Origin of the sequence: Halomonas sp. ML-15 (assembly GCF_014779595.1) — a bacterium.
In the GTDB taxonomy this organism is placed as follows: Bacteria; Pseudomonadota; Gammaproteobacteria; order Pseudomonadales; family Halomonadaceae; genus Franzmannia.
The window spans coordinates 1,481,962-1,494,120 of record NZ_JACXZT010000019.1; the positions used below are offsets into that span (position 1 = coordinate 1,481,962).

Here is a 12,159-nt window from a genome sequence, read left to right on the forward strand (position 1 = left end):
GGGCTCAGCGCACCTCGCTGTCGTCGGTGGCGGTGGCTTCACGAAAGCTCGAGGGGTCGCGGGCGGCGATGCGCAGCGCCATCAGCAGCGCCTCGCCCAGGGCCAGACACAGCAGGCCGACGCTACTCGCCAGCACGGTCTGAGGAATCCACAGCGGGATCGACAAGAAGCCCGATGAGACGTCGTTGTACTGCAGGCTCTCGCGGGCCAGCTCGATCAAGCCGTAGCAGAGCAGCAGGCTGATCGCCAGGGCCACGATCAGGCCGAACACCTCGAACCACACGCGTATGGCCGAGGGTAGGCGCGAGATCAGCAGGGTGACGCGAATATGGGCGTGGTGCACGAAGGTGTAGGCCAGCCCCAGGAAGGTCGCCCCGACCAGCAGGTAGGCGGCAATCTCGGAGACCCCGGTGATGCTCAACCCCAGCCGGCGCAGGCCGACCAGCACCAGCAGCGCGTCGACCACCCGGAAGGTGACCTGCAGCGCCACCAGGGTGCAGATCAGCACCATGCACGCCGCCGCCCCCCAGGCCCCGAGGCGATAGAGTTTGTCGAATTTGAAGGTCATGGTCGCAGTCTCGATGCATGCGTGGGCAAGGCGGGGCGGCGACAGGATCGCCGCCCCGACAGGCAGACTCGCCAAGGCTTAGTCGTCGAGCCCGGCGCGGTAATCCTCGAGCACCTGCTGGGCGTCGTCGCTGGCGCGCTCCAGCCAGTCTTCGAACAGCTTGTCACCGGCCGCCTGCAGCGCCGCCGCCACCGCGTCGTTGGGCTCGGAGATGGTGATGCCGTTCTCCTCGAGCACACCAGCACTCTCGGCGGCGTCATCACGGCTCATCTGCCAGCCACGCTCTTCGGCGCGCGCCGCCGCCTCGAGCACCGCCTCCTGGGTCGCCTCGTCGAGGCCGTCGAAGGCGCGCTGATTGATGAAGATGATGTTCTTGGGCAGCCACAGATTGGCATCGGTGTAGTGGTCGACGTAGTCCCAGGCGGTCATCGAGTTGCCGGTGGAGACCGAGGTAATCATGGCATCCACGCGCCCGGTGCTGAAGGCGGTGGGGATGTCCGACTCTTCGGTCTCGGTGGGGCTACCGCCGAGATTCTGCACGAAGCGCTGGGTATTGATGTTGGGCGCCCGCACCCGCAGGCCTTCGAACTGCGCCGGATCGGTGAGTTCGTCGGCGGTATAGATGCCCTGGGACGGCCATGCCACGGCGTACAGCGGCATGAGACCCTCGGCGGCGAACAGCTCGGTGACCAGCGGCTTGGTGGCCTCCCACAGCGCAATGGCTTCGTCGTAGCTGCCGGCCACCCCGGGCAGGGTGTCGACTTCGAAGATCGGGTCGTCGTTGGAGAGCACCGACATGAACACTTCGCCGGCCTCGATGGTGCCGCGCCGCACCGACGACTTGATCTCGCCGTGAGCGACCAGTGAGCCGCCGCTGTGCACGTTAATGGTCAGCTCACCGTCGGTGGCCTCGGCCACGTCCTCGGCGAACTGATTGGTGTTCTGGGTATGGAAGCTGGCATCGCCATAGGGCGTGGCCATGGTCCACTCGGCGGCCTGGGCGGTAGCGGCGGCAGCAAGGCTGCAGGCGGTGACCAGCAGTAGCGGGGATGCAATCGTCTTGTGCATGGTGAAAGACCTCTTGTTCACGTTGATGGTCGTACTCAGGATGTGGAGGACGCCGGATCGGGACGAACCCAGCGTACTGCGAAGGCGGAATCCGCCATGTCGTCGCGGCGTGCCTCGGCGTAGGCAGCAGCGCACTGCTGTGCCAGTTGCCCAACGCCGCGACAGAAACGTGGGTGATTGGCCTGGCGCCAAATCACATCGTAGTGCATGGCCGGTAGCGGCACCGGCAGCGCCAGGCGATAGAGCGCGCCACGACGCCACTCGTCGAGTACCGTGGCCACCGGCAAGGCGCCAATCCCCAGCCCTTCCATGGTCATCCGTGCAATAGTCATCAGCGTATTCACGCTGTGAATGCGCGGGCTCTGCAGCCCCCGATCGGCAAGATAATCGACCAGCTCTGTATAGGGCCGGGCCTGCTTGCCGAACGATATAAACGGCAGCTTGGTCATCCAATCGTCCGGATTGCCACCCAAGCTTTTGGCATGCTGGGGAGAGACAAACATGCCCATTTCATAGGGATCAAGTGGCATCTGTTCGATCTGATCGCTTGGCAAATATCCGTTCATTGCCAGCAGGATATCCAGCTCATTGCCAATCAGCCGCTGATTGACCGCCGGTGAATAATCCACCGTCAGCTCGATGGTCAAGCGCGGATAGCGCTCGGTCAGACGACGCATAAAATCAGGGAACCAGCTGTGGGCAATCGTCTCGATAGTGCCCAGCCTCAGTGGCGCAGAAAAGGCGTCATCAGTGTCGAACAGGGCCATGGCTTCATCGCGCTGTTCAAGCATACGTTCAGCATGTAGAAAAAATTCTCGACCACGCATGGTCGGCTGAATAGGGCGCATCGAACGCTCCAACAGCAGCTCCCCCACCGTTCCTTCAAGCCGTGAAATACGCTCGGAAACAGACGGTTGAGTCAGGTGAAGCCTGGCAGCCGCCTTGCGAAAGGAGCCTAGCTTTACCGCCCAGACGAAGGCTTCAAGTTCCTTGAAATCGAGCATATTGCCGAGCTCGTCTCAGGCCTTGGGGTGCGAATAAAGAGAAGAATGGTCTATTGAGTTCATCTGTTACTCCACGGCTAGCGCTAAACAAGTGGATGCTTTTATTGGCTCAAGCTCCACCGCTTCGCTAACACTTGTTGTTGATGTTGTGAGAAGTCACGCTCATCAATTGATAATCCTATCGCGCCTCGACGTCAACCATTTTTCCACCTAATAACAACATGATAGGAGCTGCCGATATTCGATATCGCCAAAAACGATTGGCACTCGACGAATCGAATTCATATATTGGAGTCCACTTCGAGAAATATTTGCCTTCAATAATAACAGGAGTCCTCATGGCCATCCCCCTGCTCAACTGTGACATGGGCGAAAGCTTCGGCAACTGGACCCTGGGCATGGACGCCGACGCCATGCCCTATGTCGACTGCGCCAACATCGCCTGCGGCTTCCACGCCTCCGACCCCCACGTGATGCGCCGCACCGTGGCACTGGCCGTCGAGCACGGGGTGCGCATCGGCGCCCATCCCGGCTACCCCGACCTGATGGGCTTCGGTCGCCGCTCCATGGCCTGTACCCCCGCAGAAGCCGAAGACCTGGTGCTCTACCAGGTCGGCGCGCTGGCCGGCATCTGCCAGGCCGAGGGCGCCCGACTGCACTACATCAAACCCCACGGCGCGCTGTATAACGATATGGCCCGCGATCCGGCGCTGCTCGAGGGCGTGATGCGCGCCGTGCGCGCCTACGATCCGGCGCTGCCGCTGATGCTGATGTCCACCGCCGATCCTGCGCCGAGCCGCCAGCTGGCCGCGCAGATGGGGGTGACGATCTGGTTCGAGACCTTCGCCGACCGCGCCTACGACGGTAACGGCCACCTGGCGTCCCGGCGCCTGCCGAATGCGGTGCATCACGATCAGGCCACCATCGTCGCCCAGGCCGTGGCGCTGGCCAAGGGCGAGCCGCTCACCGCCCTCGACGGTACCGTCCTGCAACTGCCCAGCGATACCCTCTGCGTGCACGGCGACAATCCCGAATCGGTGGCCGCGGTGCGCGCCATTCGCGAGGCCTTCCAGACGCTGGAGCAGGCGTGACGCCGCGTATCGACACCACCGCCATGGACGCCCTGATGGTGCGGCTGTTCGACGCCATCGACGAAACCAACATGGCCTGGGTCATGGCCGCCGATCGCGCCCTGCGCGAGGCCTTCGGCGAGGCGCTGATCGACCTGGTACCCTCCTATACCACTCTGCTGGTGCACTACGACTGCCAACGGCTCGGACACCGCGAGGCCCGTACCCGCATTTTCCAGGCTCTGGATGGCCTGCAGCCCGCCGATACCCAGAGCGGGCAGCTTCACGAGATCCCGGTGTGGTATGACGAGAGCGTCGGCCCTGAGCTGCCGCGGGTCGCGCAGCGCGCCGGGATCGACGTCGAGTCGGTGATCGCACGCCACTGCAGCCACGACTACTGCGTGTTCGCGCTGGGCTTCGCTCCCGGCTACGGCTTCATGGGGCTGGTCGACGAGGCGTTGGCCACCCCGCGCCTGCAAACACCGCGACGCAAGGTGGTCGCCGGCAGCGTCGGCATCGCCGACCGTCAGACGGCGATCTATCCGCTGCTCTCCCCCGGCGGCTGGAATATCCTCGGCCGCACCGCAGTGCCGCTGTTCGAGCATGCGCGACGCGGCGAGCCGCTGCTGTGTCCCGGCGACCGCGTCCGCTTCAAGGCCGTCTCCCGCGCCGAGTTCGAAGCCGACGGCGGCGACACAACCCCCCTGGAGGAGCGCTAATGAGCCAGACGTCTAGCGGTATCGTCGTCAAGCAGGCCGGTCCGCTGGCGCTGGTGCAGGACGCCGGGCGTTTCGGCGTGCGCCACCTGGGGGTGACCCAGGGCGGCGCCGCCGACTGGATCTCCTTTCGCTGGGCTAACTGGTTGCTCGGCAACCCCCTCGACAGTGCCGCCCTGGAAATCGTCATGGGCGGCGGCCTGACCCTCGAGGTGGAGCGCGCCACCCGGCTGGCCCTGGCCGGCGCCGACCTTGGCGCGACCCTCGACGACCAGCCGCTAGCGCCCGGCACCAGCTTCACCGTGCGTTCCGGCCAGCGGCTGGTGTTCCGTCAGCCGCTGGCCGGACTGCGCGCCTACCTGGCGTTCCCCGGCGGACTCGATGCACCTGAGGTGCTGGGCAGCCGCGCCTGTACCGCCCGCGAGCGCTTGGGCGGCCTGCACGACGATGGCCAGCCGTTGATCGTCGGCGACCGCCTGACGTGGCCCGGCAAGGCAGCCGCCGAGCGCCAACTGCCTGAGGGCCTGGGACCGCGCATGCCCGAGCCGGGCTGCCGCCTGGCTCTAGTGCCCGGCGCGCAGATCGCCCACTTCAGCGGCGCCAGCCTCTATCGCGCCTTCAATATGGCGTGGCGGGTCGACAACCGCGCCGACCGCATGGGCGTGCGCCTCACCGGGCCGGTGCTGCGCTGTTCCCTGCCTGGCATGGTGTCGGAGGGTATCCCCCTGGGCGCGGTGCAGGTGCCCGCCGACGGTCAGCCCATCGTGCTGCTCAATGACCGCCAGACCATCGGCGGCTACCCGCGCCTGGGCGCCCTCACCCCCGGCGCCTGCGCCAGCCTCGCCCAGTGCCTGCCAGGCAGCGAGGTGCGCCTCGCACCGCTGACCCCGAGCCAGGCGCAGGAGGCGCATCTGCGCCAGCTAAGAGCCTGGAAGTCTTGATATTTTTATTACATTTCAATGATTTATAGAAAGCTCCGCAAACCGCCCCGCTATCTCGATGTGGGTTTCGGATAGTTTGTCGTGCGCTATGGTCATGGCGAAAACGCCGTCCATGCACCATAACTGAAGGGCCGGGTGAACCCGCCCGGCGGCCAATACGCACCGATAACGACAATAGCGGCGGAGCCTGTGATGCCAGAGGCAATCATCGAGACCACCGGCTTGACCAAGAGCTTCAAGGGATTCAAGGCGGTCAACGACATTTCATTTCAGGTGCTGCCGGGCACCATCCACGCCATGATCGGCGCCAACGGCGCCGGCAAGACGACCTGTTTCAATCTTCTGACCAAGTTCCTGCGCCCCACCAGCGGCCAGATTCTGTTCAAGGGCCAGGATATCACCGCCCTCAAGCCGGATCAGATCGCCCGCCTGGGCCTGGTGCGCTCGTTCCAGATCTCGGCGGTATTCGGCCGCCTGACCGCGCTGGAGAACGTCAAGCTGGCGCTGCAACGCCACCGCGGCGAGTCCTACGACTTCTGGGGCTCGCACCGCCGCCTCGACCATCAGCGCGAACGCGCCGAGGCGCTGCTCGACGACGTCGGCCTGGGCGATGAGGTGGACACCCCAGCCGCCGAACTGCCCTATGGCCGCAAGCGCGCCCTGGAGCTGGCCACCACTTTGGCGCTGGATCCGCAGGTGATGCTGCTCGACGAGCCGCTGGCCGGCATGGGCACCGAAGACGTGGGTCGCATTGCCGCCCTGATCCGTCGCGTGGCCGAGGGGCGCACCGTGCTGATGGTGGAGCACAATCTCGGGGTGGTGGCCGAGCTTTGCGACCGCATTACCGTGCTGGCCCGCGGCGAAGTGCTGGTGGAGGGCGACTACGCCACGGTGTCCAAGGATCCGCGAGTCATCGAATCCTATATCGGAGGGGCCGCCCATGGCTGAAGCAGCGCTCGATCAGCAGCCCGCAACGATGCTCAGCATTCGCGGCTTGAACGCCTGGTACGGCGAGAGCCACGTGCTGCACGGCATCGATCTCGAGGTCCCCGAAGGCCAGGTGGTGACGCTGCTGGGGCGCAACGGCGCCGGCAAATCCACCACCCTGAAGTCGATCATGGGCCTCGTCCCCAGACGCGAGGGCAGCATTCGCCTGCAGGGCGCCGAGACCATTGCCCAACGCTCCTTCAAGATCGCCCGCCAGGGGATCGCCTTCTGCCCCGAGGATCGCGGTATCTACGCCACCCTCGACGTGCGCGAGAATCTCGAGCTGCCGCGGCGCATCAATGCCAGCGGTCTGTCCACAGATCAGATCCTCGATCTTTTCCCCAACCTGCGCGAACGCCTGCACAGCCCCGGCTCCAAGCTCTCCGGAGGCGAGCAGCAGATGCTGGCCATCGGCCGCATCTTGCGCACCGGGGCACGCTTCCTGCTCCTCGACGAGCCCACCGAAGGCCTGGCACCGGCCATCGTCGAGCAGATCGGCAACACCATTCGCCATCTCAAGGAGCAGGGCTACACCATCCTGCTGGTGGAGCAGAACCTGCGCTTCGCGATGTCGCTGGCCGACCACCACTACCTGGTCGATCACGGTCAGGTAGTGGCCAGCTACGACCGCCAGAGCGTCGAACACAACGCCGATGCACTGTTGGCTCGGCTCGGCGTCTAGCCGGGCGTCACTCGCGAGAGTGGTGGCGGAAATGCGACGGCGAAACGCCCTTCATGCGCTTGAAGGTCTTGGAGAAGGCGAACGGGCTCTGATAGCCGACCCGTACCGCGATCTCCTCCACCGGCAGCGCGCTGGTGGCCAGCAGGTGGGCGGCATGCTGCATGCGCAGCTGGGTCAGTTGCTGCATGGGGCTGCGGCCAAACACCTTGCGGCTGATGCGGCGCAGATGCTCGCTGCTGACGTGGGCGATCTCCGCCATCTCCTCGATGGTCCAGTGCTTCTCCAGGGTCGGGATCACCGCGTCGAACACCGCCACGATGCGCGGGTCGCGGCGCCAGGGGTCGGCGAATCGCGAGATATAGCGTTCGATGGTGTCCCCCCACATCTCGCAGCTGGCGGTATCACCCTGGCCGTGAAACACCTCGCTGTAGAGTCCCAGAATGGCGTGTTTCATCGGCTCGGGATCGAAGTGCTGCATGATCGGCGCGATGGTGCCCACCACCGAGCGAGGTGCGCTGGGCAGATAACGCACCCAGCAGTACTGCCAGCGGCTGCCGGGCACGGCATGGAAGGCGTGCAGGCCGTGAGCGGGGGCGAAGGACATCATGTTGCGGCGCATGGTGCACCAGCCACCGTCGAGCAGCATGCGCCCCTCGCCGCCCAGCGAGCCGTGAATATAGGCGCCGCTGAGCCGTGTGCGCACGATCCGGTAGGGCACTGCGGCATCGCCGACACCGACGTGGGAAATATGCCGTTCGCGCAGCGCCTGGCAGTCGTCCACGCGCACGATCCACTGCTGAGTGTCACCGCCAACAATGTGTGTTTCGGATAGGTAGTCGTGCTCTGACGCCATGGCGAGATCACTCTTTTTGGCCCTTACTGATAACAGCAACAGATAACAGAAACCGGCCGTTCAAGGCCAACTATAACAACAACGCCACACAACAATAGCTCTCAGAGCACAGGAGAATACAATGCCAGCCAAGATCCCTTTTAAAACCTTTGCCCTGTCGTCGATGGTGCTCGCCATGGGCGCCGCATCCGGCGCAATGGCCAGCAACGGCTTTTCCGATGACGTAGTGCGTATCGGCGTGCTGACCGACATGTCAGGCATCTACACCGACCTCTCCGGTGAAGCCGCGGTCGAGGCGGTGCGCATGGCCGTCGAGGACTTCGGTGGCGAGGTCGGTGGCGTGCCCATCGACGTCATCTACGGCGACCACCGCAATCGTGCCGATACCGGCGCCAGCCGCGCCCGGGAGTGGTACGACAACGACGGCGTCGACATGATCAACGATCTCTCCAACTCCGGGGTCGCCCTGGCGGTGGCCGCGGTGGCCGAGGAGCGTCAGCGCCACGCCATTTCCAACTCTGCGTCCAACATTGGGCTGACCAACGACTACTGTTCACCCTATGTGACCCACTACACCTACGACGCCTATTCGCTGGCGCAGGGCACCGGCAAGACGATCGTCGAGGACGGCGGTGACACCTGGTTCTTCTTGACCGTCGACTTCGCCTTCGGCATCGGCCTCGAGGAGCAGGTCTCCGATGTGGTGCGTGAGGCCGGCGGCCAAGTGGTGGGCGCAGCTCGCCACCCGCTGGATACCACCGACTTCTCCTCCTACGCCCTGCAGGCCCAGGCCTCCGGCGCCGAGATCATCGGCATCGCCTCTACTGGGGCCGACGCCATCAACGCCATCAATGCCCTGGCCGAGTTCGGTGTATCACCGGATCAACGCCCGGCCGCCCTGCTGCTGTGGTATGACGACATCGTCAGCCTTGGTCTGGAAACCGCTCAGGGCCTGATGCTCACCAACGCCTTCTACTGGGATGCCAACGACGAGACCCGTGAGTTCTCCGAGCGCTTCTATGAGCGTACCGGCCGCATGCCCAACATGGCCCAGGCCGGCAACTACTCCTCCACCATGCACTACCTCAACGCCGTCGAAGCCGCTGGCACCGATGATCCCGACGCCGTCTCCGAACAGATGCGCGAACTGGAGATCAACGACTTCTTCGCCAGCGGCGGCTATATCCGCCCCAACGGCCGTATGGTTCACGACCAGTACCTGTGGGAGGTCAAGTCGCCCGACGAGTCGGAGTACGACTACGACTTCCTGCGCCTGGTCAGCACCATCCCCGGCGAGGAGGCCTTCCAGCCGCTGGAGGACAGCAGCTGCCACCTGCTCGATAACGACCAGTGAGCGCGGCCGCTGCCCGGGGGCTCCCCGGGCAGCGGTGTGATGCCAACCGTCGCCCCTTCGTTCTCTCTGTGAGCAGTCAATCATGGATATCTTCGGTGTACCCATTCAGGCCCTGATGGGTCAGCTCATGCTGGGTATCGTCAACGGCTCCTTCTATGCCGTCCTGAGCCTCGGCCTGGCGATCATCTTCGGCGTGCTCAAGATCGTCAATTTCGCCCACGGCGCCTTCTTCATGCTGGGTGCCTTCACCGCCTTTCTGCTCGCCCAGCACCTCGGCGCCAACTACTGGACCACCCTGCTGGTGGCACCGCTGGCCGTGGCGCTGTTCGGCATGCTGTTCGAGTGGCTGTTCCTGCGCCGGCTCTACGGCCTCGACCCGATCTACGGCCTGCTGCTGACCTTCAGCCTGGTGCTGGTGCTGGAAGGCGGTTTCCGGGTCGCCTTCGGCTCCTCCGGCCAGCCCTTCGCCACCCCCGAGGCACTGCGCGGCACCATTAACCTCGGCTTCATGATCCTGCCGATGTATCGCGGTTTCGTGATCGTCGCGGCACTGCTGGTGTGCCTGGTGACCTGGTTCGTGATTGAGCGCACCTCGCTGGGCGCCAACCTGCGCGCCGCCACCGAGCGCGCCGAACTGACCCAGGCCTTCGGCATCAACGTGCCGCGGCTGGTGACCCTGACCTACGGCGTAGGGGTGGGGCTGGCGGCGTTTGCCGGCGTGCTCGCCGCGCCGATCTTTCACGTCAATCCGTCGATGGGCTCGAGCCTGGTGATCATCATCTTCGCGGTGGTGGTCATCGGCGGGCTGGGTTCGATCATGGGCGCCATCGTCACCGGCCTGGGGCTGGGCGTGGTGGAGGGCTTCACCCGGGTGTTCTACTCGGAGTTCTCCTCGACCATCGTCTTCCTGGTCATGGTGCTGGTGCTGCTGCTTCGCCCCGCCGGCCTGTTCGGCCGAGAGGAGGGTTAGCCATGCACCTACGCGCCCTGATCTGGCCACTGCTGACCGTTGGCCTGCTGGCCCTACTGGCGGTGCCCTTCTTCCCGCAGCTGATCTACTCAGTGTTCGTGATGAAGACGCTGTGCTTCGTGCTGTTCGCCTGCGCCTTCAACCTGCTGCTGGGGCATACCGGGATTCTCTCCTTCGGCCATGCCGCCTTCTTCGGCACCGGTGCCTATGTCACCGGCCAGCTAGTAAAGGCCTACGGCGTGCCGACCGAACTGGGCATCCTCGCTGGTGGCTTGGTGGCGGCCGTACTAGGCGCGGTAATCGGCGCCCTGGCGATTCGCCGCAGCGGCATCTATCTGGCGATGATCACCCTGGCAATGTCGCAGCTGGTGTTCTTCTTCTTCCTCCAGGCGCCCTTCACCGGCGCCGAGGACGGCCTGCAGCGGATCCCCCGCGGCACCTTCCTGGGGGTGCTCGACCTCAACAACGACGCCGCCCTCTACTACGTGGTGCTGGGCATCGTCGGCGCCGGGCTGTGGGTGGTGTGGCGCACCGTCAACTCACCCTTCGGCCAGGTGCTGCGGGCGATCCGCGAACACGAGCCGCGGGCCATTTCACTGGGCTATCCGGTGGCGCGCTACAAGGTGCTGGTGTTCGCTCTGTCGGCGGGGCTATCCGGCATCGCCGGCTCGCTCAAGGCGATCATCTTCCAGCTCGCGGCGCTCTACGACGTCCACTGGCACACCTCCGGCGACGTCATCCTGATGACCCTGCTGGGCGGCATGAACACCGTGTTTGGTCCCGCCGTGGGCGCCGCCATCGTCTCCGCCCTCAACCACTATCTGGACCCGTTCGGGGCCTGGGTCACGGTGATCATCGGCGTGGTGTTCATGACCTGCGTGCTGATGTTCCGCCAGGGCGTGATCGGTGAGCTCGAGCGGCTGCTGAAGCGGCGGCGTCCCGCGCCGCCCGCGCCAGCCACCGAGCGCCGCCCATCCCTCAACTCGCTCTCCAACAATGACCGGGGTACCCCATGAGCTCACTCGATAGAACCACCCTGATGGAGCGCTTTTGCGATATGGCCGAGCGCGGCCAGCCGATCATCGGCGGCGGCGCCGGCACCGGTATCTCGGCCAAGTGCGAGGAGGCCGGCGGCATCGACCTGATCGTGATCTACAACTCGGGGCGCTACCGCATGGCCGGCCGCGCCTCCTCCGCCGGGCTGCTGGCCTACGGCAACGCCAACCAGATCGTCCAGGAGATGGCGCTGGAGGTGCTGCCGGTAGTCAAGCACACCCCGGTGCTGGCCGGGGTCAACGGCACCGACCCCTTCGTGATCATGCCCAAGCTGCTGCGCGAGCTGAGGGACCTGGGCTTTTCGGGGGTGCAGAACTTTCCCACCGTGGGCCTGATCGACGGCACCTTCCGCATCAGCCTGGAGGAGACCGGGATCACCTACGCCCAGGAAGTAGAGATGATCCGCCAGGCCCACGAGATGGACATGCTGACCACCCCCTATGTGTTCTCCGCCGAGGAGGCGGTGGCGATGACCGAGGCCGGCGCCGACATCATCGTCGCGCACATGGGCGTCACGGTGGGCGGCACCATCGGCGCCGCCACCGCCAAGACCCTCGACGAGTCGGTACGGCTGATCGACGCCTGGGCAGCCGCGGCACGCGAGGTGCGCGACGACGTCCTGGTGCTGTGCCACGGCGGCCCCATCGCCACCCCGGCGGACGCCGCCTACGTGATGCGCAACAGCCAGCAGTGCCACGGCTTCTACGGCGCCTCGAGCATGGAGCGTTTGCCCACCGAGATCGCGCTTACCGAGCAAATCCGCCAGTTCAAGGCCATCTCGTGACTCAGCTAGGGCCACTGCAGATAGCGAGGGACGCTGGCGGCAGGCCGCAGAGGAGGTTCTACGCCATGGATGGCGTAGGTAGCGCCCAGGGATGGGTTTACAGCGC

General features: G+C 65.1%; 13 protein-coding genes. 9 read left to right on the plus strand and 4 right to left on the minus strand.

All coding sequences use genetic code 11. The features are described 5' to 3' along the window. Positions 1 to 4 precede the first annotated feature (4 nt). From IEI94_RS18555 to IEI94_RS18565, 3 genes are all read right to left on the minus strand, one after another. On the minus strand, positions 5 to 568 hold the full coding sequence (locus tag IEI94_RS18555) for a TRAP transporter small permease (RefSeq protein WP_191168729.1): 564 nt from the start codon (positions 566 to 568) through the stop codon (positions 5 to 7). Positions 569 to 646: 78 nt separating this feature from the next. Continuing rightward, positions 647 to 1,636, minus strand: coding sequence for a TRAP transporter substrate-binding protein (locus IEI94_RS18560; RefSeq protein WP_191168730.1), 990 nt, complete (start codon positions 1,634 to 1,636; stop codon positions 647 to 649). Between the two features lie 35 nt (positions 1,637 to 1,671). After that, on the minus strand, positions 1,672 to 2,640 hold the full coding sequence (locus IEI94_RS18565; protein WP_191168731.1) for a LysR family transcriptional regulator: 969 nt from the start codon (positions 2,638 to 2,640) through the stop codon (positions 1,672 to 1,674). Between the two features lie 338 nt (positions 2,641 to 2,978). On the opposite strand from IEI94_RS18565, the gene IEI94_RS18570 reads away from it, so the two are divergent. From IEI94_RS18570 to IEI94_RS18590, 5 genes are all read left to right on the plus strand, one after another. Next, positions 2,979 to 3,731, plus strand: coding sequence for a 5-oxoprolinase subunit PxpA (locus IEI94_RS18570; RefSeq protein ID WP_191168732.1), 753 nt, complete (start codon positions 2,979 to 2,981; stop codon positions 3,729 to 3,731). Next, the gene (gene pxpB / locus IEI94_RS18575) at positions 3,728 to 4,429 is read left to right on the plus strand and encodes a 5-oxoprolinase subunit PxpB (protein WP_191168733.1); all 702 of its coding nucleotides are present in this window, start codon (positions 3,728 to 3,730) and stop codon (positions 4,427 to 4,429) included. The genes IEI94_RS18570 and pxpB overlap by 4 nt, the downstream gene beginning before the upstream one ends. Next, positions 4,429 to 5,367, plus strand: a complete 939-nt coding sequence (locus tag IEI94_RS18580; protein ID WP_191168734.1) for a biotin-dependent carboxyltransferase family protein — start codon at positions 4,429 to 4,431, stop codon at positions 5,365 to 5,367. Before pxpB ends, IEI94_RS18580 begins: the two co-directional genes overlap by 1 nt. Positions 5,368 to 5,559: 192 nt before the next feature. Beyond that, a complete protein-coding gene (locus tag IEI94_RS18585) occupies positions 5,560 to 6,315 on the plus strand; it encodes an ABC transporter ATP-binding protein (protein ID WP_191168735.1) in 756 nt (251 codons plus the stop codon). Next, entirely contained in the window at positions 6,308 to 7,036 is a 729-nt protein-coding gene (locus IEI94_RS18590; RefSeq protein WP_191168736.1) for an ABC transporter ATP-binding protein, read from the plus strand. Before IEI94_RS18585 ends, IEI94_RS18590 begins: the two co-directional genes overlap by 8 nt. A 7-nt stretch (positions 7,037 to 7,043) precedes the next feature. On the opposite strand, the gene IEI94_RS18595 is transcribed toward IEI94_RS18590, so the two are convergent. Further along, positions 7,044 to 7,889 carry a helix-turn-helix transcriptional regulator gene (locus IEI94_RS18595; protein WP_191168737.1) on the minus strand — a complete coding sequence of 282 codons (846 nt, stop codon included), beginning with the start codon at positions 7,887 to 7,889 and terminating at the stop codon, positions 7,044 to 7,046. Between the two features lie 121 nt (positions 7,890 to 8,010). On the opposite strand from IEI94_RS18595, the gene IEI94_RS18600 reads away from it, so the two are divergent. From IEI94_RS18600 to IEI94_RS18615, 4 genes are all read left to right on the plus strand, one after another. Beyond that, a complete protein-coding gene (locus tag IEI94_RS18600; protein ID WP_191168738.1) occupies positions 8,011 to 9,243 on the plus strand; it encodes an ABC transporter substrate-binding protein in 1,233 nt (410 codons plus the stop codon). Between the two features lie 82 nt (positions 9,244 to 9,325). Then, positions 9,326 to 10,213 carry a branched-chain amino acid ABC transporter permease gene (locus IEI94_RS18605; RefSeq protein WP_224750197.1) on the plus strand — a complete coding sequence of 296 codons (888 nt, stop codon included), beginning with the start codon at positions 9,326 to 9,328 and terminating at the stop codon, positions 10,211 to 10,213. A gap of 2 nt (positions 10,214 to 10,215) precedes the next feature. Then, positions 10,216 to 11,229 (plus strand): branched-chain amino acid ABC transporter permease, encoded by a 1,014-nt coding sequence (locus IEI94_RS18610; RefSeq protein ID WP_191168739.1) that lies wholly within the window; start codon positions 10,216 to 10,218, stop codon positions 11,227 to 11,229. After that, positions 11,226 to 12,053, plus strand: a complete 828-nt coding sequence (locus IEI94_RS18615; protein ID WP_191168740.1) for a phosphoenolpyruvate hydrolase family protein — start codon at positions 11,226 to 11,228, stop codon at positions 12,051 to 12,053. Before IEI94_RS18610 ends, IEI94_RS18615 begins: the two co-directional genes overlap by 4 nt. Positions 12,054 to 12,159: the final 106 nt, after the last annotated feature.

What these genes read in the sequence shown, in the direction of transcription:
- IEI94_RS18555 (WP_191168729.1), bottom strand. Translation starts at nt 568, where the DNA reads ATGACCTTCAAATTCGACAAACTCTATCGCCTCGGGGCCTGGGGGGCG.
- IEI94_RS18560 (WP_191168730.1), bottom strand. Translation starts at nt 1,636, where the DNA reads ATGCACAAGACGATTGCATCCCCGCTACTGCTGGTCACCGCCTGCAGC.
- IEI94_RS18565 (WP_191168731.1), bottom strand. Translation starts at nt 2,640, where the DNA reads ATGCTCGATTTCAAGGAACTTGAAGCCTTCGTCTGGGCGGTAAAGCTA.
- IEI94_RS18570 (WP_191168732.1), top strand. Translation starts at nt 2,979, where the DNA reads ATGGCCATCCCCCTGCTCAACTGTGACATGGGCGAAAGCTTCGGCAAC.
- IEI94_RS18580 (WP_191168734.1), top strand. Translation starts at nt 4,429, where the DNA reads ATGAGCCAGACGTCTAGCGGTATCGTCGTCAAGCAGGCCGGTCCGCTG.
- IEI94_RS18585 (WP_191168735.1), top strand. Translation starts at nt 5,560, where the DNA reads ATGCCAGAGGCAATCATCGAGACCACCGGCTTGACCAAGAGCTTCAAG.
- IEI94_RS18590 (WP_191168736.1), top strand. Translation starts at nt 6,308, where the DNA reads ATGGCTGAAGCAGCGCTCGATCAGCAGCCCGCAACGATGCTCAGCATT.
- IEI94_RS18595 (WP_191168737.1), bottom strand. Translation starts at nt 7,889, where the DNA reads ATGGCGTCAGAGCACGACTACCTATCCGAAACACACATTGTTGGCGGT.
- IEI94_RS18600 (WP_191168738.1), top strand. Translation starts at nt 8,011, where the DNA reads ATGCCAGCCAAGATCCCTTTTAAAACCTTTGCCCTGTCGTCGATGGTG.
- IEI94_RS18605 (WP_224750197.1), top strand. Translation starts at nt 9,326, where the DNA reads ATGGATATCTTCGGTGTACCCATTCAGGCCCTGATGGGTCAGCTCATG.
- IEI94_RS18610 (WP_191168739.1), top strand. Translation starts at nt 10,216, where the DNA reads ATGCACCTACGCGCCCTGATCTGGCCACTGCTGACCGTTGGCCTGCTG.
- IEI94_RS18615 (WP_191168740.1), top strand. Translation starts at nt 11,226, where the DNA reads ATGAGCTCACTCGATAGAACCACCCTGATGGAGCGCTTTTGCGATATG.